Source organism: Cellulosimicrobium sp. NPDC057127 (assembly GCF_042670945.1).
Lineage (GTDB): Bacteria > Actinomycetota > Actinomycetes > Actinomycetales > Cellulomonadaceae > Cellulosimicrobium.
Genome location: NZ_JBHUUP010000014.1, coordinates 1 through 23,722 on the forward strand (window position 1 = coordinate 1; position 23,722 = coordinate 23,722).

At 74.9% G+C, this 23,722-nt stretch carries 23 protein-coding genes; 11 read left to right on the plus strand and 12 right to left on the minus strand.

What is annotated here, in order from left to right; all coding sequences use genetic code 11:
* Positions 1–239: 239 nt before the first annotated feature.
* Positions 240–1,190, minus strand: a complete 951-nt coding sequence (locus ACFTZA_RS13650) for an SH3 domain-containing protein (RefSeq protein ID WP_378195709.1) — start codon at positions 1,188–1,190, stop codon at positions 240–242.
* Positions 1,191–1,687: 497 nt separating this feature from the next.
* On the opposite strand from ACFTZA_RS13650, the gene ACFTZA_RS13655 reads away from it, so the two are divergent.
* Together ACFTZA_RS13655 and ACFTZA_RS13660 are read left to right on the plus strand one after the other, a co-directional pair.
* Positions 1,688–2,713 carry a TerC family protein gene (locus ACFTZA_RS13655; RefSeq protein ID WP_378195712.1) on the plus strand — a complete coding sequence of 342 codons (1,026 nt, stop codon included), beginning with the start codon at positions 1,688–1,690 and terminating at the stop codon, positions 2,711–2,713.
* On the plus strand, positions 2,710–3,033 hold the full coding sequence (locus ACFTZA_RS13660) for a helix-turn-helix transcriptional regulator (protein WP_378195715.1): 324 nt from the start codon (positions 2,710–2,712) through the stop codon (positions 3,031–3,033). The genes ACFTZA_RS13655 and ACFTZA_RS13660 overlap by 4 nt, the downstream gene beginning before the upstream one ends.
* A gap of 126 nt (positions 3,034–3,159) precedes the next feature.
* Here ACFTZA_RS13660 and ACFTZA_RS13665 read toward each other — a convergent pair whose 3' ends face one another.
* Positions 3,160–5,118 (minus strand): BTAD domain-containing putative transcriptional regulator, encoded by a 1,959-nt coding sequence (locus ACFTZA_RS13665; RefSeq protein ID WP_378195717.1) that lies wholly within the window; start codon positions 5,116–5,118, stop codon positions 3,160–3,162.
* Positions 5,119–5,199: 81 nt separating this feature from the next.
* Here ACFTZA_RS13665 and ACFTZA_RS13670 point away from each other — a divergent pair, with 81 nt between their 5' ends.
* The 3 genes from ACFTZA_RS13670 (at position 5,200) to ACFTZA_RS13680 (ending at position 8,600) form a co-directional block, all read left to right on the plus strand.
* Positions 5,200–6,078, plus strand: coding sequence for an alpha/beta fold hydrolase (locus ACFTZA_RS13670; RefSeq protein ID WP_378195720.1), 879 nt, complete (start codon positions 5,200–5,202; stop codon positions 6,076–6,078).
* Between the two features lie 109 nt (positions 6,079–6,187).
* A complete protein-coding gene (locus ACFTZA_RS13675; RefSeq protein ID WP_378195724.1) occupies positions 6,188–6,961 on the plus strand; it encodes a response regulator transcription factor in 774 nt (257 codons plus the stop codon).
* On the plus strand, positions 6,954–8,600 hold the full coding sequence (locus tag ACFTZA_RS13680) for a sensor histidine kinase (protein ID WP_378195727.1): 1,647 nt from the start codon (positions 6,954–6,956) through the stop codon (positions 8,598–8,600). The genes ACFTZA_RS13675 and ACFTZA_RS13680 overlap by 8 nt, the downstream gene beginning before the upstream one ends.
* A 352-nt stretch (positions 8,601–8,952) precedes the next feature.
* Here the strand turns inward: ACFTZA_RS13680 and ACFTZA_RS13685 are convergent, their stop codons facing one another.
* Both ACFTZA_RS13685 and ACFTZA_RS13690 read right to left on the minus strand, forming a co-directional pair.
* Positions 8,953–9,885, minus strand: a complete 933-nt coding sequence (locus ACFTZA_RS13685; RefSeq protein ID WP_378195729.1) for an aldo/keto reductase family oxidoreductase — start codon at positions 9,883–9,885, stop codon at positions 8,953–8,955.
* A gap of 88 nt (positions 9,886–9,973) precedes the next feature.
* Positions 9,974–10,834, minus strand: coding sequence for an aldo/keto reductase (locus ACFTZA_RS13690; RefSeq protein ID WP_378195732.1), 861 nt, complete (start codon positions 10,832–10,834; stop codon positions 9,974–9,976).
* A 117-nt stretch (positions 10,835–10,951) separates the two neighbouring features.
* On the opposite strand from ACFTZA_RS13690, the gene ACFTZA_RS13695 reads away from it, so the two are divergent.
* Positions 10,952–11,851, plus strand: a complete 900-nt coding sequence (locus ACFTZA_RS13695) for a LysR family transcriptional regulator (protein WP_378195735.1) — start codon at positions 10,952–10,954, stop codon at positions 11,849–11,851.
* The gene (locus ACFTZA_RS13700) at positions 11,848–13,107 is read left to right on the plus strand and encodes an MFS transporter (protein ID WP_378195738.1); all 1,260 of its coding nucleotides are present in this window, start codon (positions 11,848–11,850) and stop codon (positions 13,105–13,107) included. Before ACFTZA_RS13695 ends, ACFTZA_RS13700 begins: the two co-directional genes overlap by 4 nt.
* Positions 13,108–13,111: 4 nt before the next feature.
* Here the strand turns inward: ACFTZA_RS13700 and ACFTZA_RS13705 are convergent, their stop codons facing one another.
* Both ACFTZA_RS13705 and ACFTZA_RS13710 read right to left on the minus strand, forming a co-directional pair.
* Positions 13,112–13,471: a TraR/DksA family transcriptional regulator gene (locus ACFTZA_RS13705; protein ID WP_378195740.1), complete on the minus strand. Its 360-nt coding sequence runs from the start codon at positions 13,469–13,471 to the stop codon at positions 13,112–13,114.
* Between the two features lie 17 nt (positions 13,472–13,488).
* Positions 13,489–13,707 carry an SCO4848 family membrane protein gene (locus ACFTZA_RS13710; RefSeq protein WP_378195743.1) on the minus strand — a complete coding sequence of 73 codons (219 nt, stop codon included), beginning with the start codon at positions 13,705–13,707 and terminating at the stop codon, positions 13,489–13,491.
* Between the two features lie 152 nt (positions 13,708–13,859).
* Here ACFTZA_RS13710 and ACFTZA_RS13715 point away from each other — a divergent pair, with 152 nt between their 5' ends.
* Positions 13,860–14,690, plus strand: a complete 831-nt coding sequence (locus ACFTZA_RS13715; protein WP_378195746.1) for a siderophore-interacting protein — start codon at positions 13,860–13,862, stop codon at positions 14,688–14,690.
* A gap of 28 nt (positions 14,691–14,718) precedes the next feature.
* Here the strand turns inward: ACFTZA_RS13715 and ACFTZA_RS13720 are convergent, their stop codons facing one another.
* Together ACFTZA_RS13720 and ACFTZA_RS13725 are read right to left on the minus strand one after the other, a co-directional pair.
* Positions 14,719–15,762: a fatty acid desaturase family protein gene (locus tag ACFTZA_RS13720; protein WP_378195749.1), complete on the minus strand. Its 1,044-nt coding sequence runs from the start codon at positions 15,760–15,762 to the stop codon at positions 14,719–14,721.
* Between the two features lie 245 nt (positions 15,763–16,007).
* Positions 16,008–16,961, minus strand: coding sequence for a helix-turn-helix domain-containing protein (locus ACFTZA_RS13725; RefSeq protein ID WP_378195753.1), 954 nt, complete (start codon positions 16,959–16,961; stop codon positions 16,008–16,010).
* 92 nt (positions 16,962–17,053) lie between these two features.
* On the opposite strand from ACFTZA_RS13725, the gene ACFTZA_RS13730 reads away from it, so the two are divergent.
* Positions 17,054–17,380 carry a hypothetical protein gene (locus ACFTZA_RS13730; RefSeq protein WP_378195756.1) on the plus strand — a complete coding sequence of 109 codons (327 nt, stop codon included), beginning with the start codon at positions 17,054–17,056 and terminating at the stop codon, positions 17,378–17,380.
* Here ACFTZA_RS13730 and mqo read toward each other — a convergent pair.
* Both mqo and ACFTZA_RS13740 read right to left on the minus strand, forming a co-directional pair.
* On the minus strand, positions 17,329–18,840 hold the full coding sequence (gene mqo, locus ACFTZA_RS13735) for a malate dehydrogenase (quinone) (protein WP_378195759.1): 1,512 nt from the start codon (positions 18,838–18,840) through the stop codon (positions 17,329–17,331). The genes ACFTZA_RS13730 and mqo overlap by 52 nt on opposite strands.
* Positions 18,841–18,928: 88 nt before the next feature.
* On the minus strand, positions 18,929–19,618 hold the full coding sequence (locus ACFTZA_RS13740) for a pyridoxal 5'-phosphate synthase (RefSeq protein WP_378195762.1): 690 nt from the start codon (positions 19,616–19,618) through the stop codon (positions 18,929–18,931).
* 88 nt (positions 19,619–19,706) lie between these two features.
* Here ACFTZA_RS13740 and ACFTZA_RS13745 point away from each other — a divergent pair, with 88 nt between their 5' ends.
* Positions 19,707–21,116 (plus strand): MFS transporter, encoded by a 1,410-nt coding sequence (locus ACFTZA_RS13745; protein ID WP_378195765.1) that lies wholly within the window; start codon positions 19,707–19,709, stop codon positions 21,114–21,116.
* A 6-nt stretch (positions 21,117–21,122) separates the two neighbouring features.
* On the opposite strand, the gene ACFTZA_RS13750 is transcribed toward ACFTZA_RS13745, so the two are convergent.
* Positions 21,123–22,301 carry a M24 family metallopeptidase gene (locus ACFTZA_RS13750; RefSeq protein WP_378195768.1) on the minus strand — a complete coding sequence of 393 codons (1,179 nt, stop codon included), beginning with the start codon at positions 22,299–22,301 and terminating at the stop codon, positions 21,123–21,125.
* Positions 22,302–22,356: 55 nt separating this feature from the next.
* Here ACFTZA_RS13750 and ACFTZA_RS13755 point away from each other — a divergent pair, with 55 nt between their 5' ends.
* Positions 22,357–22,737, plus strand: coding sequence for a cupin domain-containing protein (locus ACFTZA_RS13755; protein WP_378195771.1), 381 nt, complete (start codon positions 22,357–22,359; stop codon positions 22,735–22,737).
* A 39-nt stretch (positions 22,738–22,776) separates the two neighbouring features.
* Here the strand turns inward: ACFTZA_RS13755 and ACFTZA_RS13760 are convergent, their stop codons facing one another.
* Complete coding sequence (locus tag ACFTZA_RS13760; protein WP_378195774.1) at positions 22,777–23,712, minus strand: NADP-dependent oxidoreductase; 936 nt, start codon at positions 23,710–23,712, stop codon at positions 22,777–22,779.
* Between the last annotated feature and the right edge of the window lie 10 nt (positions 23,713–23,722).

The following is a 23,722-nucleotide window of genomic DNA, read 5'->3' on the forward strand; positions in this document are numbered from 1 at the left end:
TGGGGCGGGGGGTCCCGCACGTCATGGCCTTGCTGGGGGCCTGGGGGGCGCGCCCCCCCCCCCCCCCGGGCGGGGGAGGGGGCACCCCCGCCGTCGGCCCCCCCTCGCCGCTTTTCGTCGTACAGCGTTCCCGGGCCGTCGAGCCAGGACGTGCGAAGGGCCCGGCCGGTCGGCCGGGCCCTTCGTCGCGCGGGACCGCGCTGTGACGTACGCCTCGCGGTCCGGAGGACCGGGGCAGGCTAGCTCGTGCTGACGTGCACGTGGTCGAAGTGGTTCGCGGTCGCTCCGCCGCGGTCCTCCATGCCTGCCCACGCGCCGGCGGGATCGCCGGCCATCCAGATCTGCTGCTCGTAGATGATGTAGCTGATCCCGAGGGAGCCGGCGTTGGCCTGCAGGTAGCGGGCGATGTCCCAGCCGGTCTCGCCGGAGACCATGACGTCGACCGCGCGGCCCGTGCCGTGGTCGCCACCGTCGCCGGGGCGCAGGCCGCCGTAGGAGGAGACCTGGGGGAACGCCGCGCACACCGATCGGTAGACGGCGATCGCGTTGCTCTGCAGCCCTGACTCGATGCCGGAGCTGACGCCGCACGCGGCGCTCGACGTCCCGGCGGCACCCGCCGACGCGGACGCGGACGCCGACGCGGGCGCCGAGACCGGGGCGGGCGCCGGCTCGGTCTCGGAGAGGTAGCGGGAGCTCACCCAGGCGGCGGCGCCCTCCCAGACGACCTGGCTCCAGCCGTCCTGCGTGGCGCCGGTCACGTCGACGACCGTCGCGGCGGCCGCGGTGGTCACCTGGGCGGCGTCGACCGAGGGCCCGGTCCGCACGTTGACGGCGGCAGTCGTCCAGAGCTGACCCGTGACGGCGGGGACCGGCTCGGGCGCGGGCTCGACGGCGGGCTGGGCGGCGGGTTCCGGGGCCGGGACGACGGTGGGGGTCGGCATGGGCGTCGGCGCGGGGGGTGCGTCGCGCTCGGGGCTCAGCGCCTCGCGCTCGGTCGAGCGGCTGGCGGCGGAGCTGCTGCGCTCGGCGGACGGCGACGCGCTCGACGCGACGGGCTCGACGCCGTCGGCCGTCGGCTGCGGACCGGAGCCGAGCGCGCCGGCTCCGAGCAGCGTGACCAGCGCGAGGGCCGGGAGGCGCAGCGAGCGCGCAGGGGCGGTGAGCACGGCGCGGTGGCGGCCGTGGGACATGGTGCGCTCCGAAGATCGGTGTGCAGGACGCGCCAGTGTAACCAAACTGTTATCTACAAAGTCCAACCCGTGCCGACCCGCACCCGGCCGCCACGGCTGCGGCAGCGCCTCCCGGCGCCGCGCGGTCGGCCGCGTCGTCCCCTCGTCGAGCGGCGCGGAGTCGTCGAGCCCCGGAGCCGGGTGACGGGTCCCGAAGTCGTCCGCGGGTCGGACGGCGCAGACGGTCTGCCCGGGCCGGCCGTTCGCGGCAGGGCGTACGCGAGCCGGCCGTACGAGGTGCGGGGCGCCAGGTGCGGTGCCTGGGCGCAGGTGCCCACGGCGAGCTGTCGCCGTCGTCCGGTTGACAGACACCTGAAGTTCTCTTCATGCTTGGTCCACGCGAAGGGGAGTATCCCTCGGCGACGCGTCGTCAGTCCGGCGGTTCGGCAACGGCCCGGCGCGTCGGGCCGGCGGGCCGGGAGAGACCTTCGGTCGGCACCACCGACGGAGGTTCGCTCATGGACGTCACCCTGGGAGTCTGGACGGCGTCGATCGGCGCCATCGTGGCCATGCTGCTGGTCGACCTGGTCGCCCACCGGCGCGCGCACGTCATCGGCGTGCGCGAGGCGGCGGCGTGGTCGGCGGCGTGGATCGCGATCGGCGTGACGTTCGGCGTCGTGGTCTGGCAGGTCTACGGCGCCACCGCGGGCCAGGCCTACTTCGCCGGCTATCTCATCGAGAAGTCGCTCGCCGTCGACAACGTCTTCGTGTGGGCGATCATCTTCAGCTACTTCGCCGTGCCCCGGCAGTACCAGCACCGGGTGCTGTTCCTCGGCGTCCTCGGCGCGCTCGTGCTGCGCGGAGGGTTCATCGCCGCCGGGGCCGTGCTCATCGAGCGCTTCAGCTGGATCCTGTACGTCTTCGCCGCGTTCCTCCTGTTCACGGGGTACCGGATGCTGCGGCAGCGCGACGAGCACCTCGACCCCGAGCGGTCCCGTGCGCTGCGCCTCTTCCGCCGCTACGTGCCCATGACCGACGCCTTCCACGGCCAGCGCCTGCTCGTGCGCAGCCGTGGCGTCGTGCTCGCCACGCCGCTGCTCGCGGTGCTCGTGCTCGTCGAGGTGACGGACCTCGTGTTCGCGGTCGACTCCATCCCGGCGATCTTCGCGGTGACGGACGAGCCGTTCCTGGTCTTCACCGCCAACGCGTTCGCGCTGCTCGGGCTGCGCGCGATGTACTTCCTGCTCGCCGACCTGATCCACCGCTTCGTCTACCTCAAGATCGGCCTGGCGCTCGTGCTCGTCTGGGTGGGGCTGAAGATGCTCGTCAAGATCGACCTGTACTACGTGCCGACCGCGCTGTCCCTGGCCGTGGTCGCGACGATCCTCGCGACGTCGGTCGTCGCGAGCCTCGTCGCCACGCGGGGGCAGGGCCGGCGGTCCCTGCCCGCGCCGCAGGACCCGCCGTTCCGGCTCGCCACCGACGAGGAGACCGCGCGGCTCGAGCCGTTGCTGCGCCGCCGTGCGAGAGCGAGGACACGATGACGTCGCGATCGGTACCCCCCGCCTGGACCTTCCTCACGAACCACGCGCACGTCCTGCTCGCGGTGGCGGGCGAGCCGGACGTACGCGTGGCGGACGTCGCAGCCACCGTCGGCATCAGCGAGCGAGCTGCCCTGTCGATCCTGCGCGACCTCGAGGATGCCGGGTACCTGCGGCGCGAGCGCGTCGGCCGTCGCACGCACTACACGGTGCTCGAGCACCGCCCCTTCCGGCACCCGCAGACCCGAGAGCGCGACGTCGACGAGCTCCTCGCGATCTTCGCCGCGCGGCCCGGTGCCACCGACGCCCGGCGGGGGGAGTGACATGGCGGGGATGTGTCCTGGGTCGCGCACCGTCACCGGCTTCCTCGTGCACGTCTTCCTCGTGGTGCACGGGGGGCCGGCGCACGAGGCTCCGCCGGACGTCGGGCCGGTCAGACGTCGAGCCGGTCAGTCCCCGAGCCGGTCGAGCCATGCCGCGACCGGGCCGTACGTCAGGAGCCCGCTCCCCGCGCCGGCGACCTCGTCGCGCGCGGGGCCGAGCGCCTTCCGGGCGCGGTCGAGGGACGGCTGGTGGCCGGTCTCGAGCGCGGCCTGCGCGACGACGCACCACAGCGCCTCGAGGAGCAGTCCGGGAGGCGGTGCGACGAGCGCGCCCAGGGCGGTGACCGCGCCGTCGCGATCTCCGGAGCGAGCGAGCACGAGGGGGCGCACCCACGGGGCGTACGGGCCCCAGCCGTCCTCGGGGAGCGGCCGCGCGTCGTCGCGGACGAGGTCCAGGCCCAGCAGCGCGAGCGGGAGCAAGCCGTCCGCGACCCCGGGCATGCCGGCGTCCTCGATCGCGTGCGCGGCGCGCGCGAGACGTTCGGCGGCGTCGGGCGCCCCGGCCTGCGTCGCACGCATCGCGCGGTACCCGGCCACCAGGACCGGGGCGCGCGGCCGCTCGTGCCGCGCGGAGACCGCCTCCAGCTCGTCGGCGAGCGCGTCGCCGTCGTCGGGACGGCCGAGGGCTCCCGAGGCCTGGAGGCGGAGCAGCAGTCCCTGCACCTCGGCCGAGGGGAGGTCGTGGCGGCGTGCGACGTCGACGATCTCGGCGCCGATCCGGTTGCGCTCCGCGGCGAGCCCGGGACGGTCGCACACGTGCAGGGCGAGGGCTCCGAGGGCCGAGCACAGGAGCGCGGGGTCCTGCAGCTCCCGGGCGGTGCGCACGGCCGCCTCGGCGTGCCCGCGGCCCAGCGCACCGTGCTGCCCGCGCGTCTCCACGCCGACGAGCGCGTGCAGCCGGGCGCGGGCGGCGGCGGGAGCGGAACCGGGGATCGCCTCGAGCGTGCGCAGGGCCACGTCGGCGAGCAGCCGGGAGCGCTCGGGGTCGTCGCTGCGCGGCCACACGCTCGGCACGTCGTAGGCGCCGAGGACCCGGGCGGTCACACTCGCGTCGCCGTGCGCCTCGGCCGCCCGTGCCACGGCGAGGAGGTCCTCGTGCGGTGCGGACGGCGCGGGGGCGAACACCGCGAGGCGGCCGAGCATGCTGACGGTCGTCTCGAGCCGCGCCTGCGAACCGGGGCCGAGAGCGCGCACCGAGTCCTGCGCGACGCGCCGGAAGGCGTCGTCCGGTGCGGCGACCCGCGGGTCGTGGCGCAGCAGGTCCGTCTCGAGCGCGGCGAGCGCGGGGGAGGGGTCGAGGCCGAGCTCGCCGCGCAGCGCGGCGCGGGCGCGTCGCAGCGCCTCGAGCGCCTCGGCCTGGCGGCCCGCGCGGTAGAGGGACAGGGCGAGCAGCCGCCAGCCCTCCTCCCGCCACGGGTGCGCCCCGGTGTGCGGCGCGGCGAGCGCCACCGCCTCGTCCGCCCTCCCGGTGTCCGTCAGCGCCCCGACGAGCCGTTCCACCGCGCCGGCGCGCACGGCGCCGAGACGCACACGCTCCGCGGCCGCCCACGGGCGGTGGGCCTGGTCCGGGTAGGCGTCGTCGGGCCAGTCCGCGACGAGGGGCCCGAGCGTGCGGACGACCTGCTCGGCGGGCGCGTGGGTCACGTCCCGCACCGCCGCCTCGGCCCGCCACGCGTCGACGGCGTCGTCGGGGAGGTGGAGCGCGTACCCGGTGCCCTCGGTCACGAGGACGCGCGCCGGCGACCGTGGCGCGCGGCCCGGCTCGAGCGCGGCGCGGAGGTCCGCGACGAACGTGCGGACCGTACCCACGGCCCGCGGCGGCGGCGCGCCGTCCCACAGGTCGTCGACGAGCGTCGCGACGGAGACGCTGCGCCCTCGCGCGGCGACCAGCCGCGCCAGGAGCTCGCGGTGGCGCGGGCCGCGCAGGTCGACCCGGGTGCCGTCGGCGGACCAGGCCGCGGTGGGACCGAGGACGTGGACGCGGACCGCGGGCGCTCCGCCGTCGTCCCGCCCGTCCCCCTGCACGTCGTCAGCCTAGGCCGGTCACTGATCGATCGCTGATCCGGACGGTCGAGGCTGGAGCCGTCCCCACGGAAGGAAGAACCCATGACCCTCGAGATCCCCGGCTTCACCACGCGACGGGTGCCCGTCGCCGACGGCGTCTCGCTCCACGCCGCGGTCGGCGGGCAGGGCGAGCCGCTCGTGCTGCTGCACGGCTTCCCGCAGACGCACCTCATGTGGCGCCACGTCGCCGCCGACCTCGCGCGCGACCGCACCGTGATCTGCCCGGACCTGCGCGGCTACGGCGCGAGCGACAAGCCCCCCGCGACCGGGCCCGAGACGTACGCCAAGCGCACGATGGGCGCCGACGTCGTCGCGCTCGCCCGCGCGCTCGGGTTCGAGCGCTTCGCGCTCGCCGGCCACGACCGCGGCGCGCTCGTCGCGTTCCGCACCGCGCTGGACCACGCGGACGCCGTCACGCACCTCGCGACGCTCGACGTGCTGCCCACCCTCGACATGTGGGACGTCCTGCACGGCGCGGACGCCCAGGTCGCCTGGCACCTCTACCTCATGGCGCAGCCCGCGGGCCTGCCCGAGGCGATGATCGCCGCGACCGCGGACACGTTCTTCGCGTCGTTCCTCGACGGCTGGACCGGCCGCCCGGACGCGATCGTGCCGGACGTGCGCGCCGAGTACCTGCGGGCGTCGCGCGAGGCGGTGCCGTCGATCGTCGCGGACTACCGCGCGTCGGCGGGGATCGACCTCGAGCACGACCGCGCCGACCGGGCGCAGGGACGGACGCTCGACATGCCGACGCTCGTGATCCAGCAGGACTGGGGCGCACGGCTCGGCTACGACGCGCAGGCGCTGTGGGGCGCGTGGGCGACCGACCTCGTGCACCGCACCCTCGCTGTCGGCCACTTCATGGCCGAGGAGTCGCCCGGCACGGTGGCTGCCGAGCTGCGCGCGCTCCTCGCCCGCTGACCGGACGGCACGGCGTCCGGCGCGGGCAGCACGTCGCGGCGGGACGGGCACAGCGGGCGCACAGGGTCACCACAGGCGCGGCCCTCCCCGTCGCGTCACGCTGGGACGCATGGCCCCCGCCCCGCTGCCCGCCCCGCCTCCCGAGCGCCCGCTGCTCACCCGTGCCGACGGCTCGCCCGTGCGCGTGCTGGTGGTCGACGACGAGCCCAACCTCGCCGAGCTCCTGACCTCCGCGCTGCGGTACGAGGGGTGGGACGTCTCGACGGCGCTCGACGGGCGCAGCGCCCTGCGCACCGCGCGGGAGACGGGGCCCGACGTCGTGGTGCTCGACGTCATGCTCCCCGACATGGACGGGCTGACCGTACTGCGGCGGCTGCGCGAGCGCGACGCCGACGTGCCCGTCCTCTTCCTCACCGCGCGCGACGCCGTCGAGGACCGGGTCGCCGGGCTGACCGCGGGCGGCGACGACTACGTGACGAAGCCGTTCAGCCTCGAGGAGGTCGTCGCGCGCCTGCGCGGGCTGCTGCGCCGCGGCGGGGCCTCGGCGGCGCGGACGGACGCGGTGCTCGTCGTCGGCGACCTCGAGCTCGACGAGGACTCGCACGAGGTGCGCCGCGCGGGCGAGGAGGTGCGGCTCACCGCGACGGAGTTCGAGCTGCTGCGGTTCCTCATGCGCAACCCGCGCCGGGTCCTGTCGAAGGCGCAGATCCTCGACCGCGTCTGGAGCTACGACTTCGGCGGCCAGGCCAACATCGTCGAGCTCTACGTGTCGTACCTGCGGCGCAAGATCGACAAGGGCCGGGCGCCGATGATCCACACGCTGCGCGGCGTCGGGTACGTGCTCAAGCCGGGCGCCGACGCCGGCGAGGCGGGCCGTGGCTGACCGCCCCGCCGTGCCCGCCGTGCCCGGGCGTCGGCCGACCGCGCTGCGACGCCGCCTCGTCGTCGTGGTCGTCGGCGTGCTCCTGCTCGTGATCACCGCCCTCGCCGCGACGTCCGCGCTCGCGCTGCGGGGCCAGCTCCTCGCCGAGCTCGACCAGTCGCTCGTCGAGGCCGCCCGCCGCGAGCAGCAGCCCCCGCCCGACGACCGTCCGCCCGGGTCGGACGCCCCTGATCCCTCCGCGACCACGGGCCCGGACGCCCCCGCCGGGGCCGACGGCCCGCAGGGTCTCGACGACCCCGCCCGGTTCCCGTTCGGCGTCGGACCGGGCAGCGTGGTCGTGCGGGCGGACGGGGACGACGTCGTGCTCGCGGGGTACGTGACGTCGGCCGGGGCTTACGCGGCGCTCGACGACGACCAGGTCGAGGCGCTCACCGCCGTGCCGGTGGACGGCGCGGTCCGCGACGTCGACGTGCCGGGCCTCGGCGGCTACCGCGCGGTCGCCACGGAGCGCGAGGACGGTCTCCTCGGCGTCGTCGCGCAGAGCACGGCCGAGGTCGACGACACGGTGCAGCGGTACGTCGTCGTGGAGGTGGTGCTCGGCGTCGTGGGGCTCCTCGGGGCGGCGGCGCTCGGGACGTGGCTCGTGCGGCGCTCGCTGCGCCCGCTCGACGACGTCGCGACCGCGGCCGGCCGGGTCTCGGAGCTCGAGCTCGCGCGCGGGGAGATCGACGCGATCCCGCGCGTGCCGCCGGACCTCACGGACGAGCGCACCGAGGTCGGCCAGGTCGGTGCGGCGCTCAACCGCATGCTCGAGAACGTCGAGACGTCGCTCGTCGCGCGCCACGAGTCCGAGACGCAGGTGCGCCGGTTCGTCGCCGACGCGAGCCACGAGCTGCGCACCCCGCTCGCGTCCATCCGCGGCTACGCCGAGCTCGTGCGCCGGTCGCCCGACGTCGTGCCGCCCGACACGGCGCGGGCGCTCGGGCGCATCGAGTCCGAGGCCGTGCGGATGTCGGGGCTGGTGGAGGACCTGCTGCTGCTCGCGCGCCTCGACGCCGGCCGGCCCCTCGAGCGCGAGCCGGTCGACCTCGCGGTGCTCGCCGTGGACGCGATCACCGACGCCCACGCGGCGGGTCCGGACCACGACTGGGGGCTCGAGCTCCCCGGCGGCGACACGGCACCGGGGCACGACGGCCCCGCGGAGGGCCCCGCGGAGGGGACCGAGCACGGCTTCGGGGACGGTACGGACGAGGGCGCGGACGGCGTCGACCTCGTCGTCACCGGGGACGAGGCGAGCCTGCGGCAGGTGCTCGCGAACCTGCTCGGCAACGCCCGGACCCACACCCCGGCGGGGACCCGCGTCGACGTGCGCCTGCATGCCGAGGACGACGCCGTCGTGCTCGAGGTGGCGGACGCGGGACCGGGCATCGCCCCGGCGCTGCGTCCGGTGCTGTTCCGTCGCTTCGCGCGCGGCGACGACGCGCGCGACCGCACCGGCGGCTCGACCGGCCTCGGCCTCGCGATCGTCGACGCGATCGTGGCGGCGCACGGCGGGGCGATCACCGTGACGTCGCGCACCGACGACGAGCCCGGCCCGACGGGGACGACGGTCGCCGTGCGGCTGCCGGCCGGGAGGTGAGGAGGGCGCGCGTCACGGCGAAGACCGTGTCGAACTGGCCGCCGACGACGTGGAACGAGCTCGGTCGGTCCGGTCCGGCGTCGAGCACCCAGAACCGCACGGTCTCGCCGACGCGGGCCTCGTGCGGGGAGAACCGGTACTGCTCGGCGTACCCGTCGAACACGACGAGGTCCGGGTCCCGCTCGGCTCGACCCCGCCCGGCGGGTCGCTCGTGCTCGTCGTCCCGCACGACCCGCTGCCCCTGCTCCAGCAGGCCCAGGCGATGATGCCCGTCGAGATCGGCTACCTCGAGCGGTCGCCCGGCAGGTCCACGTCCGGATCACGCGGCTGCCCGCCTGACGGGTACCGCGCGTCAGGGCACGGTGTGGCCCGCGGCGCGGAAGAGCTCGTACCACTCGGCGCGCGTGAGCGACACGTCCGAGCCGCGGGCCGCGCCCGCGACGCGCTCGGGCGTCGTCGTGCCGAGCACCACCTGGGTCCGCCCGGGCAGCCGCGTGATCCACGCGGTCGCGATCGCGACCGCCGGCACGTCGTACGCGTCCGCGAGCCGGTCGATCACCGCGTTGAGCTCGGGGTGCTCCGGCGAACCGAGGAACGTCCCGGTGAAGAAGCCTGCCTGGAAGGGCGACCACGCCTGCACGGCGATGTCGTGCAGGCGGCAGTGGTCGAGCGTGCCGACGTCGCGGCTCACCGACTGGTCGAGGGCGGCCATGTTCGACGCGACGCCCTGCGCGACGAGCGGCGCGTGCGTGATCGACAGCTGCAGCTGGTTCGCGACGATCGGCTGGTCGACGTAGCGGCGCAGCAGGTCGATCTGCCCGGGCGTGTGGTTCGAGACGCCGAACGCCCGGACCTTGCCCGCGGCGTGCAGGTCGGAGAAGGCGCGGGCCACCTCCTCCGGCTCGACGAGCGCGTCGGGACGGTGCAGGAGCAGCACGTCGAGGTGGTCGGTGCGCAGCGCCTCGAGCGAGGCGTCCACGGACGCCACGAGGTGCTCGTACGAGAAGTCGAAGTACGGCCCCTCGGGGACGATGCCGGCCTTGGACTGGATCACCCACTCGTCCCGCTCGGCGGGGGAGAGGTCCATCGCCTCGGCGAAGCGGCGCTCGCAGCCGTGCAGGTCGTCGCCGTACACGTCGGCGTGGTCGAGGAACGTGATCCCCGCGTCGCGGGCGGTGCGCACGAGGGTGCGCACCTCGTCGTCGGTCTTGTCCTGGATCCGCATGAGGCCGAGCACGACCTCCGGGACCACGAGGTCCGTGCCGGTCAGCGTGAACGTCTTCACCGGTCCCCTCCTCGGGTGGTGGTGCCCGACGCGCGGGCGCGGGCCGGGGCGACGGTCGTCGCCCCGGCGTGGTGCGGGCTGCCCGGGGTCACGCGGCCGAGAGGCGCGCGACCTCCTCGGCGCTGAGCTCGAGGTCGGCCGCGCCGGCCGAGTCGCGGACGCTCGCCGGGCGCGAGGCGCCCGGGATCGGCACCACGACCGGTGCGAGGGCGAGCTCCCACGCGAGCGTCACCTGGTAGACGCTCACGCCGTGCGCGTCGGCGACGTCCTGGAACGCCGCGTGCGCCGAGCCGAGCTCGGAGGCGTTCGCGATGCCGCCGAGGGGGCTCCACGGCAGGAACGCGACGCCGAGCGACGCGCAGTGCTCGAGCTCGCCCAGGCTCGAGCGGAACCGGGGCGAGAACTGGTTCTGCACCGACACGAGACGGCCGCCGAGCACCTCGTTCGCCTCGTCGATCTGCGCGACGTCGGCGTTCGAGATGCCCGCCATGCGGATGACGCCCTCGTCGAGGAGCTCGGCGAGCGCACCCACGGACTCGGCGTAGGGGACCGCGGGGTCGGGACGGTGGAACTGGTAGAGGCCGATCGCGTCGACGCCGAGCCGCTGGGCCGAGGCCTTCGCCGCCTGCTTGAGGTACGCCGGGTCGCCGTTCTTCGTCCACGTCCCGTCGCCCGGGCGCAGGTGGCCGCCCTTGGTGGCGACGAGGACGCCCGAGGTGTCGCCGCCGTACGAGCGCAGCGCCCGCGCGATCAGCGCCTCGTTGTGGCCGACCTCGTCGGCGTGCAGGTGGTAGGCGTCCGCGGTGTCGATCAGGGTGACGCCGGCGTCGAGCGCGGCGTGGACCGTCGCGACGGAGCGCTCCTCGTCGGGGCGGCCCTCGATCGACATCGGCATGCCGCCGAGACCGATCGCCGAGACGTGCTGCTGTCCGATCGTGCGCTGCTGCATGGAGAGTCCTCTCGCGTCGGCGGGCGCGGCGGTCACCGTCGCCGTCGCGAGCCTAGGAAGCGCTAACCTAGAAGTCCAACGATTGACGGTTGTGCGATCCAGAACTGCGAGTGATCAATGGACCTGCGCCAGATGGAGTACCTCGTCGCGCTCGCGGACGCGCGGCAGTTCACGCGGGCCGCCGCCCTCAGCGGCGTGTCCCAGTCGGGGCTGTCGGCGGCGATCCGCGGCCTCGAGGAGGAGCTCGGCGCGAGCCTGTTCACGCGCACCACCCGCCGCGTCGAGCCGACGGAGGCCGGCCTCGCCCTGCTGCCGCACGCCCGCGCGATGCTCGCGCAGCAGGCAGCGGCGCGTGACGCCGTCGTGCAGGCGACCCACCAGGTGTCGGGCTCGCTGCGCGTCGGGTCCGAGCAGTGCCTCGGCGTCGTCGACGTCGCAGCCCTCCTCGAGCGGTTCCACCGGCGCCACCCGCTCGTCGAGATCCACTTCGTCCAGGCAGGGTCGCACGAGCTCCTCGCGCGCGTGCGCGACGGCGACCTCGACGTCGCGTTCGTGGCGACCACGGACGGGCTCGGGGCGCTGCCCCACACCGTGCTCGGCAGCGAGCCGCTCGTGCTCGTGTGCCCGCCCGAGCACCGCCTCGCCCAGCGTGGGCGCCTCGACTGGTCCGACCTCGTGGGGGAGGACTTCGTCGACTTCGACCCGTCGTGGGGCGCGCGGCCCGTCAACGACGCGACGTGCGCCGCGCACGGTGCGCACCGGCGCGTGCGGTTCACCGTGAACGACGTGCACACGCTCCTCGACCTCGTCGACCGCGGGCTCGGCGTCGCGCTCGTCCCGCAGCACGTGGCCGCCAAGCCGCAGGCGGCGCGCCTCGCCGCGGTCGCGCTGCCGCAGGACGGCGCGCCGAGCTGGGTGGTCTCCGCCGTCACCGGACGCCGCGACCACGGCGTCTCGGCGGCGCCCCGGCTCCTCGAGCTCCTCGCCGACGAGCCCGTGCCGGCGGCGGGCCGGTGACGGCCGGGTCCCGGGACGCCGCACCGCTCTTCCCGCTCCGCAGCGTCGTCCTGGGCGCGTTCGTCCCGACGCTCGTCCTGGAGACCGGGATGGGCGCGATGCTCCCCGTCGTGGCGGTGACCGCGACGGACCGGGGCGCGAGCCTGACCGTCGCCGGCCTCGTCGCCGCGCTCGTGCCGATCGGCAAGATCCTCTTCGACCTCCCCGCGGGCTCGCTCGCCACCCGGCTCGGCGACCGCACGGCGATGCTGCTGGCCGGCGCCGTCGCCGTCGCCGCGTTCACGACGGTCGCGCTCACGACCGGGCTGTGGGGCCTCGCCGCCGGTGTGCTCGCCCTCGGCGCGTCGTCCGCGGTGTTCAACCTCGCTCGCCAGGCGTACCTCACCGAGATCACGCCCCCGCTGCGACGCGCCCGCGTCCTGTCCACGCTCGCCGGAGTGCACCGGATCGGCCTGTTCCTCGGCCCGTTCGCCGGGGCGGCCGTCATCGCGGCGACGTCGGTGCGCGGCGCCTTCTGGTTCGGTGCCGGCGCCGCCCTGCTGTCGGTGGCGATCATCGCCGTCGTGCCGCCCGAGCGCGAGCACGCCCCTCACGCCGGTGCGGGCGCGGTGCCCGCGGGCGGGGCGGCGCGTCCGCGCGTGCGCATCGTCGACGTCGCCCGCGCCCACCGGCGGCTCTTCGGCACGCTCGGCGTGGCGATCCTGCTCATCGCGGCCGTGCGCGGCGCGCGGCAGACCGTGATCCCACTCTGGGGCGAGCACCTCGGGCTCGACGCCGAGGTCACGTCGGTGCTCTTCGGCGTCGCCGGCGCGCTCGACATGCTGCTGTTCTACCCGGCGGGCAAGGTCATGGACCGGTTCGGCCGCCTGTGGGTGGCGATCCCCTCCATGCTGACGATGGCCGCCGCGCTCGCCGTGCTGCCCCTCGCCCAGACGGTGCCCGCCGTCGCGGTGGTCGCCGCGCTGCTGGGTGTCGGCAACGGGATGGGATCCGGGATCGTGATGACGCTCGGGGCCGACGTCGCGCCCGCCGACGTGCGCCCCACGTTCCTCAGCGTGTGGCGGCTGTTCCAGGACACGGGCGACGCCGTGGGGCCGCTCGTGCTCGCCGCGGGCACGGCGCTCGGCTCGCTCGCGGCAGGGATCTGGGCGGCGTCGGCGCTCGGGGTGGCGTCCACCGGGGCGCTGGCCCGCTGGGTGCCGCGGTACTCCGCGCTGGCCGACCTCACCGGCCGCATGCGCGTGCGGCGGCGGTGACGCGTCAGCGCCGTCCGCGGGACGCGCACGCCACGCACGTGCGCGCCGCCGGCCGCGCGAGCAGCCGTTCGCGGGGGATCGGTGCGCCGCAGCGCTCGCACCGCCCGTAGCCGCCGGTCTCGATGCGCGCGAGCGCCGCGTCCACGTCGGCCAGGTGCTCCGTCGCGGCGGCGAGCAGCGCGGACGTCTGGGAGCGCTCGAACGCGATCGTCGACCCCTCCGGGTCGTGCTCGTCGTCGGTCGCGGTGTCCCGTGTCGCCTCGACGATCGTCGTGAAGCTCCGCCCGAGGGACGCGACGACGTCCGCCGTGCGCTCGCGGTCCGCGACGAGCAGCTCGCGGATCTCGGCCAGGTCGGGGCGCACGGTTCCCAGTATGTCGATCAGAGCAGGGTGAGCACCCCGAGCACGCCGACGGCGAGGCCCAGCACGAGCGAGACCCCGATGAGGACGGCGTGCACCGTGAGGAACCGGGTGGCACGGCCGTCGGCGTCGCGCGACCGCGGGTCCTTGGCGATGCGCTGCCAGAAGCGCGGCCAGATGAGCAGGTTCCACAACGCGGTGGCGATCAGCACGATCGACCAGGGAAGGGGGAGGTCCACGGGTCGAGCATGCCAGGTCGCCGGCCGCGGTCCGACCACGTCGCCCGTCCGAGGCGATGGTGAGGGTAGCCTCACCTGCGTCTGGCGGTCGACCGGCCGTCGGCAGGGCCGGGACGGCGCCAATGCCGTGCCCGCGAGAACGAGGAGACCCCGTGGGCAGCTACCGGATGGTCAAGCCGGCCGACGCGCACGTCCTGACGCTGGATGTCGTCGCCACCGAGCGCGTGACGCCGAGCATGGTGCGCGTGACGCTCGGCGGCGAGGGCATGGACCACTTCACGCCCATGGGGTTCGACCAGTGGTTCCGCCTCTTCCTCGCACGCCCCGACCAGGAGTCGCTGCGGCTGCCGACCCGGTCGTCCGGGCTCTGGTACGTCCAGTACCTCGCCACGCCACGGCCGAAGCGCCCCTTCGTGCGCTGCTACACGGTGCGCGCCGTGCGCCCGGAGCTGCGCGAGCTCGACGTCGACTTCGTCGTCCACGGCGACGAGGGGCCGGCGTCGCGGTTCGCGCTGACCGCGCAGCCCGGTGACCGGGTCGGCCTGCTCGACCAGGGCGTCGGGTACAACCCGCGCGTGGAGCACGACTGGACGCTCGTCGTCGCCGACGAGACCGGCCTGCCCGCGGTGGCGGGCGTCTGCGGGTCCCTGCCCGACGACGCGCGCGGCCTCGCGGTCGTGGAGGTGCCGGACGCGGCCGACGTCCAGGACTTCCGCGTCCCCGAGGGCGTCGAGGTGCGCTGGCTCCCGCGCTCCGGCACGGGGGGCGACGCCGCGGCCGGGTGCGACGCCGTCCCCGGCCGCCTCGCCCTCGAGGCGGTCCGTGCCGCGGAGCTGCCGGACGGGCCGGTCTACGCCTACGCGGTCGGGGAGTCGTCGCTCGCGACAGGGGTGCGACGGCACCGCGTCGACGACCGCGGCGTGCCGAAGGCGAACGTCGACTTCGTGGGGTACTGGCGCCACGGCCACGCGGCGTCGTCGTGACGGGCGCTCACCGACCGCGGCCGGAGCGTCAGACCTTGCGCAGCTGGCGGAACATCGGGCAGTCGAACGGGTCCCGCGCGGACAGGCCGACGCGGTTCAGGTAGCGCACCACGATGGCGTACGACTGCACGAGGCTCGTCTCGGTGTAGGGCAGCCCGAGGTGCGCGCAGTGCTCGCGCACGATCTCGCGCGCCCGGGCGAGGTGCGGCCGCGGCATGCTCGGGAAGAGGTGGTGCTCGATCTGGAAGTTCAGACCGCCCATGAGCACGTTCATGAACGCCCCGCCCCGGATGTTGCGCGAGGTGAGCACCTGCTTGGACAGGAAGTCGATCTTGCTGTCCTCGGGGATGACCGCCATGCCCTTGTGGTTCGGCGCGAACGACGCGCCCATGTAGACGCCGAACACGGCGAGCTGCACCCCGAGGAACGCGAACGCCAGTCCGAGCGGCAGGGCCCAGAAGACCACGGTGACGTACGCGGCGAGGCGCACGGTGATGATCGCGAGCTCGGTGACCCGCGTGCGCAGGTCGGCGCGGACCCCGGCACCGGAGAGGAGGCTGCGGTACGCCGTGACGTGCAGGTTGAGACCCTCCAGCGTCAGGAGCGGGAAGAAGAGATAGCCCTGGTAGCGGTTGATCACCGACTTGAAGCCCTTGGCACGGGCCGCGTCCTCGTCCACGAAGACGACGACGTCCGGCTCGATGTCCGGGTCCTTGCCGCGACGGTTGGGGTTCGCGTGGTGGCGCGTGTGCTTGTTCATCCACCACGAGTAGCTGATCCCGACGACGCCGTTGGCGAGGATCTTGCCGACGCGGTCGTTGACAGGGCCCGACGCGAACACCTGGCGGTGCGACGCCTCGTGCGCCACGAAGGCGAACTGCGTGAGGATCAGGCCGAGCGCACCGGCCATGAGGAGCTGGAACCAGGAGTCGCCCAGCAGGACGAACCCGGTCGCCACCCCGCCCAGCGCGAGCGTGAGGAGCCCGAGGGTCCACAGGTAGTAGCCGCTCGCTCGCTCGAGCAGCCCGGCCTCGCGCACGGTGCGCGACAGTGCGCTGTACGTGCTCGTCACGGCACCGGGGTCGTCGGTACGGGGGCGGGTGGCCCGGAAACCCGGGCTTACTGCAGCAGAGGTCACAGGTCCTCGCAGTCGGTGTGGCGGCTTCCCAGCGCGGAGGTGAGCGGGACGCTCGTCGTGCGGATGCCCCTACCCTACGGGTCCGTAGGTTCCGGTGCGGCCTCAGCTCGTGAAGGACCGACGGAGGGTCGCCGCAGGTTCGCCGTCGGCCGGATCCCGCGTCCGCGCCCCACTGCAGGTCAGGCCGCGTGGCGGAACGTGGCGCGGTACTCCGTCGGCGTCACGCCCACGACGCGACGGAAGTGGTGGCGCAGGAGGGCGGCGGATCCGAACCCGCAGCGCCGAGCCACCTCCTCGAGGTCCAGGCGCGTCTCCTCGAGCAGGCCCTGCGCGTGCGCGACGCGCTGCGCGGTGAGCCATGCGAGCGGCGTCGTGCCCGTCTGCGCCACGAACGTGCGCGCGAACGTGCGCTCGGACGAGTGCGCGCGACGCGCGAGGTCGCGCACGGTCAGCGGCTCGTCGAGGTGCTCGGTCATCCAGTCGAGGAGCTCCGCGAACGAGTCCTCCTCGGCCTCCGGGACCGGCTTGCGGACGAACTGGCGCTGGCCGCCCTCGCGCTGCGGCGGCACCACCATGCGACGGGCGATGGCGTTCGCGACGCGCGAGCCGAGCTCGCGCCGCACCAGGTGCAGGCACGCGTCGATGCCCGCGGCGGTGCCCGCGCTCGTGACGACGTCGCCGTCGTCCACGAACAGCACGTCCGGGTCGATGTCGAGGCTCGGGTGCCGGCGCTGCAGCTCGGCCGCGTGCAGCCAGTGCGTCGTGACGCGCCTGCCGTCGATCACGCCCGCGGCCGCCAGGACGAACACGCCCGAGCAGACGCTGAGCAGCGTCGCGCCCCGGGCGGACGCGCGCCGGACCGTGTCGAGCACGGCCTCGGGGTAGTCGGACCCGATGCGGATCGCCGGCACGACGAGGAGGTCCGCGTCGTCGGCGGCTTCCAGGCCGTGCTCGGGCACGATCTGCGCGCCGACGGACGTGGACACGGGCTGTCCCGCGACCGGCCCGCAGACGCGGAAGTCGAACGGCGGGACGCCGTCCTCGCGGCGGTCGAGGCCGAAGACCTCGCACACGACGCCGAACTCGAACGGGGCCAGGCCGTCGCTCACGACGGCGGCGACGGTGCGCAGCATGTGCTCGAGACTAGACCCGGTGGCAGGAAGTTGTCGATGGGTGTCGGTGCTGCCACTGGTTGTCGGCGCGGCCCGGGACGAGGGTGGTGGCCATGGACATCGTCTGGGGTGTGATCGGGTTGCTCGCCGTCGTCGGCTCCACCGCCGCCGCGCTCGCGGTGCGTCGTGCGGACCCGGCGCGGCCGTGGCGCGCCGCAGGGTCCGACGGTGCGTGGTCACGCCGCCCGGAGGACCCCGAACGGCTCCTCCTCGCCGACCGGGACGCGGCGCGCGCGGCCGTCGAGCTCGCCGCCGCCCGGGCGCGAGGCCGTCGGACGCACGACGGCCCGGACCTCGTCGAGGTCCGGGCCGTCGTCGTGCGGAGCGCTCAGGCGCGCGAGGAGACGGAGTCGAGGTCGGCGTCGCCGGCGAGGCTCTGAAGCTCCTCGGGAGCCCACGGGGCCTGACCGAGGCTCGGGATCATGGTGGCGAGCTGCGGGCGCCACGCCGCGAAGCGCTGCGGGAAGCAGCGCTCGAGCACGTCGATCATCGCCGGCACGGCGGTCGACGCGCCCGGCGAGGCGCCGAGCAGGCCGGCGATGGAGCCGTCGGCCGCCGCGATGACCTCGGTGCCGAACTCGAGGACGCCCTTGCCGTCCGCGTCCTTCTTGATCACCTGGACGCGCTGGCCGGCGGTGATGGTCTCCCAGTCCTTCGGGTGCGCCGAGGGCATGAACCCCTGGAGCGCGGTGAACTTGGTCTCGGGGCTCGCGAGGAGCTGGCCCACGAGGTACTGGGTGAGGTCCATGTTCTTCAGCCCGGCGCCGACCATCGAGCCGAGGTTGTGCAGCCGCAGCGAGGTGAACAGGCCCAGGTACTTGCCCTTCTTGAGGTACTTGGGGCTGAACCCGGCGTACGGGCCGAACATGAGGTAGCTCTTGCCGTCGACCACGCGGGTGTCGAGGTGGGGCACGGACATGGGCGGGGAGCCGACGTCGGCCTTGCCGTACACCTTGGCCTGGTGCCGGGCGACGAGCTCCGGGTCGTCGGTGCGCAGGAACTCGCCGCTGATCGGGAAGCCGCCGTAGCCCTTGGCCTCGGGGATGCCGGCGGCCTGGAGCAGCGGCAGCGCCCCGCCGCCGGCGCCGACGAACACGAAGCGGGCCTCGACGGTCGAACGGCGCTTCGGCGCGTTCCACGAGCGGTCCTTGACCGTCAGGCGCCAGCGGCCGTCCTTCGTGCGGCGCAGGTTCTTGACCTCGTGCTCGAGGTGCAGCTGCGTGCCGTTGGCGACGAGGTGGTCGACGAGCTGCTCCGTGAGCGCGCCGAAGTCGACGTCGGTGCCGCTCGTCGCGCGCGTCGCGGCGACCGGCTCGTCGCCCTCGCGCTCGGCGACGAGCAGAGGCGCCCACTCGGCGATGACCGCCGGGTCGTCCGAGAACTCGAGCTCGCCGAACAGGGGGTGGGAGCGCAGCGTCTCGAAGCGGCGGCGCAGGTAGTCGACGTTCTCCGCGCCGCGCACGAACGTCATGTGCGGCGTGCGGGACAGGAAGCTCGCCGGCTGGGGGAGCGCGCCCGTCGTCAGCAGGTGGTGCCAGAACTCGCGCGACATCTCGAACTGCTCGTTGATCTTCACCGCCTTGGTGATGTCGATCGAGCCGTCCGCCCTCTCGGGCGTGTAGTTGAGCTCGCACAGGGCGGCGTGGCCCGTCCCGGCGTTGTTCCAGGGGTTCGACGACTCCTGCGCGACGGCGTCCAGGCGCTCGTAGACGCGCACTGTCCAGGAGGGCTCCAGGACGTTGATGAGGGCGCCCAGCGTGGCACTCATGATGCCGCCGCCGATGAGGGCTACGTCGATCTGGTCTGCGGTGCTTGCGGGGTTGCTCGCTCGACTCGACACCCCTCGATTCTACGCTTGTGAAAGAGTGCACTAACTGTGCGGTGCGTCACGGGCGTGGGTCACACTCTCGCAGGACGAAGGTCCCGCGTCATGGCCACAGCAGCTGCCGTGACCAGCCCGGACCGGCGCTGCCGGCGTCGTAGCGCAGCCGCGCCTGGCCGCCCGAGGGGACCGACGCCCAGAACTCCACGCTCGTGGCCTCGAGCGCGTAGGCGGTCCAGGTGCCGAGGACGACGTCGGGCTCGACGCGCACGCGTGCGAGCGCCGCGTCCCACGCCTCCCGGTACGCGTCCGCCGACGCGAGCGGGGCGCTCTGCGTGCCGGCGAGAGCCGTCGCGCGCGACTGCTCCGACCGCGCGCGGAAGTCGTCGGCCGACTCCCGCGGGTCCAGCGGCACGACGGGGCCGCGCACGCGCACCTGGCGGCTCCGCTCGCGCCACAGGAACGTGAGCGCGGCGTTCGGGTTCTCGGCGATCGCCCGCCCCTTGGGCGAGTCGGAGCGCGTCGCGAACACCCAGCCGCCGGGGCCGACGTCCTTGAGCAGGAGCGTGCGCGCGTCGACGCGGCCGCTCGCGTCGGCGGTCGAGAGCGTCGCCGCGTGCGGCATCGGCACGCCGGCGTCGATCGCGTCCTCCAGCCACGCGACGAACAGGTCGACGGGGTCCTCGGGCGCGCCGGCGACGTCCAGCCCCGGGCGCTCGGCGTCGAGCACGGGCAGGGTGCGCAGCCGCTCGCGCAGCGTCGTGGGCCGGTCGGTGCGGTCAGGGGTCTCGTCCACGCCATCTCCCTCGTCGTCCTCGGCGCCGAGCATGCCACGGTCCGACCGTGCCGTGGTCGTGCGCGGCCTGCGGTCGTACTGTGATCGCGTGACGGTGCCGCAGCGCGTGCTCGTGGTCGCGATCCTCGCCTCGTTCGTGTCGTTCCTCGACGGGTCCGTGGTGAACGTCGCCCTGCCGGCGATCTCCGACGAGCTCACGACGGGGCCGGTGACCGGCCTCGCGCTGCAGCAGTGGGTCGTCGACGCGTACATGATCACGCTCGGCGCGCTCATCCTGCTCGCGGGCTCGCTCTCGGACGTCCACGGGCGCCGCCGCGTCATGGGCGTCGGGCTCGTCGGCTTCGCGGTGACGTCCGTCGCGTGCGCGGTGGCCCCCGACGGGCTGTTCCTCGTCGTGGCCCGGGCGCTCCAGGGCGTCGCCGGCGCCCTCCTGGTGCCGAGCTCGCTCGCGATGATCATCTCGACGTTCGACGGCGAGCGGCAGTCGCGCGCCATCGGGTCGTGGACCGCCTGGACGAGCACGGCGTCGATCATCGGGCCGCTGCTCGGCGGCGTGCTCGTCGACGCCATCTCGTGGCGGTGGGTGTTCTGGATCAACGTCGTGCCCGTCGCGGTCACGCTCTGGCTGCTCCGCGGCATCCCGGGCGCGGTCGCGGAGGAGGAGGGTGCCGCCGACGCCCGGCGGATCGACGTGCGCGGTGCCGTCCTGGCCGCCGTCGGGCTCGCCGGCACCGTGTTCGCGCTCATCGAGCAGGGCCGCTACGGCTGGGCCAGCCCGCTCGTGTGGGGCACGTTCGCCGGCGGCGCGCTCTGCCTCGTCGCGTTCGTCCTGTGGGAGCGCCGCGCACCCGACCCGATGCTCCCGCCGCGCCTGTTCACCGTCCGCAACTTCGCGTGGGGGAACCTCGCGACCGCGGCGATCTACGGCGCGCTGTACTTCGGCGGCTTCGTCGTGACCCTGTTCCTCCAGCAGGTCGGCGGGTACAGCGCGACGGCGGCCGGGCTCGCCCAGGTCCCGATCACGCTCCTCCTGATCGCCCTCTCGACCCGGTTCGGGGCGCTCGCGGGCCGGTACGGACCGCGCATCTTCATGACCCTCGGCCCGATCGTGGGCGGCGTGGGGTACCTGCTCCTGCTCACGACGTCGCAGGACGCGGTGTACGTCACGCAGGTGCTGCCCGGACTCACGGTCTTCGGCCTCGGCCTCGCGATGACGGTCGCGCCGCTGACGTCCGCGATCCTCGGATCGATCCCCGCGACGGACGCCGGGATCGGCTCGGCGGTGAACAACGCCGTCTCGCGCGTCGCGGGCCTGGTCGTCATCGCGTTCGCCGGCGTGATCGCCGGGGGAGCGCTCGACCTCGACGGCTTCCACCGCTCGCTGCTCGTCACCGCGGCGCTCCTCGTCCTCGGCGGTGTCCTGAGCTGGGTCGGGATCCGCGACGAGCACGTGCGCACCGGTGCGCCGGGCACGTCCGACGCGCAGACCACCGTGTGACCCTCGTCAGCCGACCACCTGCAGGTCGCGCGTCGACGTGTTGAGCCGTCGCGCGCCGTCGGGCACGTCCGGCGGGAACGCGACGACGATGTCCTCGATCCGCACGCCGAAGCGCCCCGGGACGTAGACGCCCGGCTCGATGGAGAAGCACATGCCCGGCTCGATCGGACGATCCTCGCCCTCGACCATGTACGGGGGCTCGTGCGTCGTGGTGCCGATGCCGTGACCGGTGCGGTGCACGAACTGCTCGCCGTACCCGGCGTCGGCGATGACGGCGCGCGCCGCGCGGTCGACGTCCTGGCACGTCGCGCCGGGTCGCACGGCGTCCACCCCGGCCTGCTGCGCACGGCGCACCACGTCGTGGACCGCGCGCTGCTCGGCGAGGACGGCAGGGTCCGCCCCGCCGTCGACGAGCACGGTGCGGCTCGTGTCGGAGCCGTAGCCCGCGCGCAGCCCGCCGAAGTCGAGCACCACGAGATCGCCCGGCTCGATGACCCTGTCCCCGGCCTCGTGGTGCGGGTCCGCGCCGTTCGGCCCCGAGCACACGAGCGTGAAGTCGACCTGCTCGTGCCCGTGCGCCCGCAGGAACCGGTCGAGGTCGGCCGCGACCTCCCGCTCGCGGCGCCCGGCGAACGGCACGCCCAGCACGTCGGCGAACGCGGCGTCGGCGGCCTCGCCCGCGGCGGCGAGGCGCTCCACCTCGGCGGCGTCCTTCACGGCGCGCAGCATCGGCAGCGCGTCGGTGAACGCGACGAGCCGGGAGCCGGGCAGGGCACGCTGCAGCCCGAGGACGTGCAGGGCCCACGTCGCGTCCGAGACGGCCCACGCGCCGTCGGGCCCGAGCAGCCGAGCGGCCACCGCGTGCTCGTCCTCGCCGTCGCGCCACGGCACGATCTCGAGGCCGCCCGTGCCCGCCCCGCGCAGGAGGTCGCCGCGCTCGAGGAGCGGCACGACGACGGCGGTCCGGCCCGCGTCGGCGGCCGGGATCGCGAGGAGCGTCAGGCGCTCGGTGACCGCCGTCGGCGTGTAGCCGGTGAAGTACGCGAGGTCCGGCCCGGGAGACACGAGGAGGCCGGCCAGCCCGGCGTCGCGCGCCTGCGCCGCGGCCCGGGCGCGCCGCCCGGCGTAGACGTCGGGTCCGAAGGCGGCGCTCGCGGACGCCGTCGTGCTGTCGTCGCTGCTCACGCCTCCAGCGTCCCACCACCGACGGCCGGCATCGACTCCTGGCACAGTGGGCGCCATGACCGACGCGCGCAACCTCCTCGCCGCCCTCGACGCGTTCGACGGCCACTGGCAGCCGCATCGTGTCGCGAGCGCGAACGACCACGACGTCAAGGTGGTCAAGGTGCTCGGCGAGTTCGTGTGGCACACGCACCCGGACACCGACGAGCTGTTCCTCGTGCTCTCGGGCGAGCTGACGATCCAGCTCCGTGACGACGACGGCCGGCGAGACGTCGTGCTCGGTCCTCAGGACCTGTTCGTCGTCCCGCGGGGCGTCGAGCACTGCCCGCGCGCCGACGTCGAGACGGCGGCGGTGATCGTCGAACGCCAGGGGACGGTGAACACGGGTGACGCCGGGGGCGACCTCACGTCGGCGCTGCGCGAGCTCCCGCCCGGGTGACCGGGACGCGCCGGGACGGAGACGGGAGCCCGCGGGTCGTCAGACGCGGACGACGACCTTGCCCCGCACGTGACCGGACGCGCTCAGCTCGTGCGCTGCGGCCGTGTCGGCGAGGTCGAAGACCTCGGCGATCTCGGGGCGGAGCTCGCCCGCGTCGCCGAGCCGGGCGAGCTCGGCGAGGTCGGCGGTGTCCGGCCGGACCCACACGTAGTGGCCGCCGAGCTCGTCGCGGGCCCGCGGGTCCGTGACGGAGGCCACCGTGCCGCCGTCGCGCAGGACGTCCGGGACGACGTCGAGCGCGTCGCCGCCCACGTAGTCGAGGACGACGTCGACACCCTCGGGAGCGAGATCCCGCACCCGGCCGGCGAGCCCGTCGCCGTACGCGACGGGCTCGGCGCCGAGCGACCGCAGGAACTCGTGGTTCGACTCCGACGCGGTACCGATCACGCGGGCGCCGAGCGAGCGCGCGATCTGCACGGCGAACGACCCCACGCCGCCGGCCGCGGCCTGGACGAGGACCGTCTGCCCGGCCGAGACGCCGGAGCGCCGGATCGTCTGGTAGGCCGTCAGGCCGGCGAGCGGCACGGCGGCGGCCTCCTCGAACGACCACGCCGCGGGCTTGCGCGCCAGCGTCCGCACGGGAGCCGCGACGAGCTCGGCGAACGTCCCCCCGGCGACGGCACCGCCGACGACGTCCTTGCGCACGTACCCGAACACCTCGTCGCCGACCTGGAGCTCGGGCGTGTCCAGCCCGACCTGCTCGACGACGCCTGCGACGTCCCAGCCGGGGACGACCGGGAAGACGGTGTCCATCAGCGGGTCGAGGTAGCCCTCGCGGACCTTCCAGTCGACCGGGTTGACGCTCGCGGCGCGCACGCGCACGAGCACCGCGTCCGGGCCGACCCTGGGCGTGGGGAGCTCGGTGAGCTTGAGGACCTCGGGGCCGCCGTGGCGGGAGTAGGTGATGGCTCGCATACGGGCGGCA